Origin of the sequence: Saccharomonospora saliphila YIM 90502 (assembly GCF_000383795.1) — a bacterium.
Classification (GTDB): domain Bacteria; phylum Actinomycetota; class Actinomycetes; order Mycobacteriales; family Pseudonocardiaceae; genus Saccharomonospora; species Saccharomonospora saliphila.
The window spans coordinates 89891-92265 of record NZ_KB912696.1; the positions used below are offsets into that span (position 1 = coordinate 89891).

Consider the following 2375-nt stretch of genomic DNA (forward strand, 5'->3'; position numbering starts at 1 on the left):
GGCGGCGCAGGAGGCGCCGGGCCAGGGGCTGTACTGGACCGCGGCGGCCGCGCACCCCTCGCTTCCGCGTTCCCGGTTCGCGGCGGGCGCGAGCCTGGATGTCGACCTCAAGACGTTGCTGCACGGGCCGACCTCGGACCCCGACGGCGTCGTGAACCTGTTCGGCGCGCTGCGCCGTGCCCTGGCGAAGACGGGCTACTCCGACCTGAAGGAGTTTCAGAAAGTCGGCCTCACCGTGCGCCCCTGACCGCGTTTCGCCCGCGAAACGCGGTCGCCGGCCCACGGTGCCGCGCTCCGCTCCCGCCGTTCGCCACCACGCGCTCCTCCTGGGCAGAGCGCGTTTCGCGGGCGAACCGTGGTCTCCGGCATGGCGAGCCGGACGTGAACCGGGGAGTAACTTACCTCTGGTCAGGAGCGGGGTCGGCGGATACGCTCCTTGGTGTGACTGGGCGTAACACCTCTCCGGACTACGATGTCGTGGTCGTCGGCTCCGGCTTCGGCGGGAGCGTCGCGGCGCTGAGGCTGACCGAGAAGGGATACCGCGTCGCGGTCGTCGAGGCGGGACGCCGATTCGCCGACGACGAGTTCGCCGCGACGTCGTGGGACCTGCGGCGGTATCTGTGGGCGCCGCGCCTCGGCTGTTTCGGCATCCAGCGCGTGCACATGCTCAAGGACGTGATGGTGCTGGCGGGCGCCGGCGTCGGGGGCGGGTCCCTTGTCTACGCCAACACCCTTTACCGCCCCCTCAAGCCCTTCTACACCGACCGCCAGTGGGCGCACATCACCGACTGGGAGGCCGAGCTCACGCCGCACTACGACCAGGCGAGCCGGATGCTCGGTGTGGTCACCAACCCCACCGTGACACCCTCGGACGAGGTGATGCGCAAGGTCGCGGCGGACATGGGCGTCGCGGACAGCTACCACCCCACCCCCGTCGGTGTGTACTTCGGCCCCCCGGGCGAGCGGGTGGCGGACCCGTACTTCGGCGGCGTGGGGCCGGAACGCACCGGCTGCACCGAGTGCGGCGCGTGCATGACCGGCTGCCGGGTCGGGGCGAAGAACACGCTGATGAAGAACTACCTCTACCTCGCCGAGCAGCGCGGGGCGCGGGTGGTGCCGATGACCACCGTCACGGGGGTGCGGCCGCGGGGAGACGGCACGATGGAGGTCGATCTGCGCAGGACCGGCACGGTCTCGCGCCGGTTCACCCACACCATCACCGCGGGCGATGTCGTGCTCGCCGCGGGCACCTGGGGCACCCAGCGGCTGCTGCACGAGATGCGGGACACCGGCGCCCTGCCCGGGCTGTCCGACCGGCTCGGCGAACTCACCCGCACCAACTCCGAGTCGATCGTCGGGGCCGCCCGCACCTCAGTGCACCCCGAACACGATTACAGCCGTGGCGTCGCGATCACCTCGTCGATCCACCCGGACGAGAACACACACATCGAGGCGGTGCGCTACGGCAAGGGCAGCAACGCGATGAGCCTGTTGCAGACGGTCGCGACCGATGGCTCGTCGCCGGTGCCACGGTGGAAGCAGGCACTCCGGTTCGCCGTCCGGCATCCGATCCGCACGCTGAAGCTGCTCAACAGCTACCGCTGGAGCGAGCGGACCGTGATCCTGCTGGTCATGCAGTGCCTGGACAACTCGATCACCACCTACACCAGGCGTGGCCTTTTCGGTCGCCGCCGTTACACCTCGCGCCAGGGACACGGCACGCCGAACCCGACGTTCATTCCCGCCGGGCACGAGGCGAACGAGCGGACCGCCGAGCACATCGGGGGCACCCCGGGTGGCACGTGGGGCGAGTTCTTCGACATCCCGCTGACCGCGCATTTCATCGGTGGGGCGCCGATCGGCACCAGTGCCGACGACGGGGTGATCGACCCGTACCACCGGGTGTTCGGCTACCCGAACCTGCACGTCGTGGACGGCACCGCGATCACGGCCAACCTCGGAGTGAACCCGTCGCTGACGATCACCGCGCAGGCGGAGCGGGCGTTCGCCCTGTGGCCGAACAAGGGCGAACCCGACCCGCGTCCGGAACAGGGACACCCGTACCGGCGGCTGGAGCCGGTGCCGCCCGCGCATCCCGCCGTGCCCGCCCACGCTCCGGCCGCGTTGCGCACCGGCTGACCCGTTCCGCGCCGAGCGGGCGGGAGCGGAACACCGCGGTCGCCGCACCCGGCGCGGGGGGCCGTCACCAGGCGTCCGGGAGACCCGCCGGCGGCTCGGCCGTGTCTACGGAGGCGGGCAGGATCGTGAGGCGCTCCTCGGTGATCCGCCGGGTCGTCGTGCCCACCGCCTCCGGACGGTGGGCCGGTGCGCCCGCGACGACGACCTGCCGCGCGCCTGCGTCGAGCACCGCCCGG

The 2375-nt window shown here is 71.6% G+C and carries 1 protein-coding gene and 1 pseudogene; both read left to right on the plus strand.

The window, feature by feature from the left end; genetic code table 11:
• Positions 1-247 (plus strand): annotated as a pseudogene (locus SACSA_RS23225) (GuaB3 family IMP dehydrogenase-related protein); the annotation flags it as partial.
• Between the two features lie 194 nt (positions 248-441).
• Positions 442-2139 carry a GMC family oxidoreductase gene (locus SACSA_RS0115530; protein ID WP_028661920.1) on the plus strand — a complete coding sequence of 566 codons (1698 nt, stop codon included), beginning with the start codon at positions 442-444 and terminating at the stop codon, positions 2137-2139.
• Positions 2140-2375 lie beyond the last annotated feature (236 nt).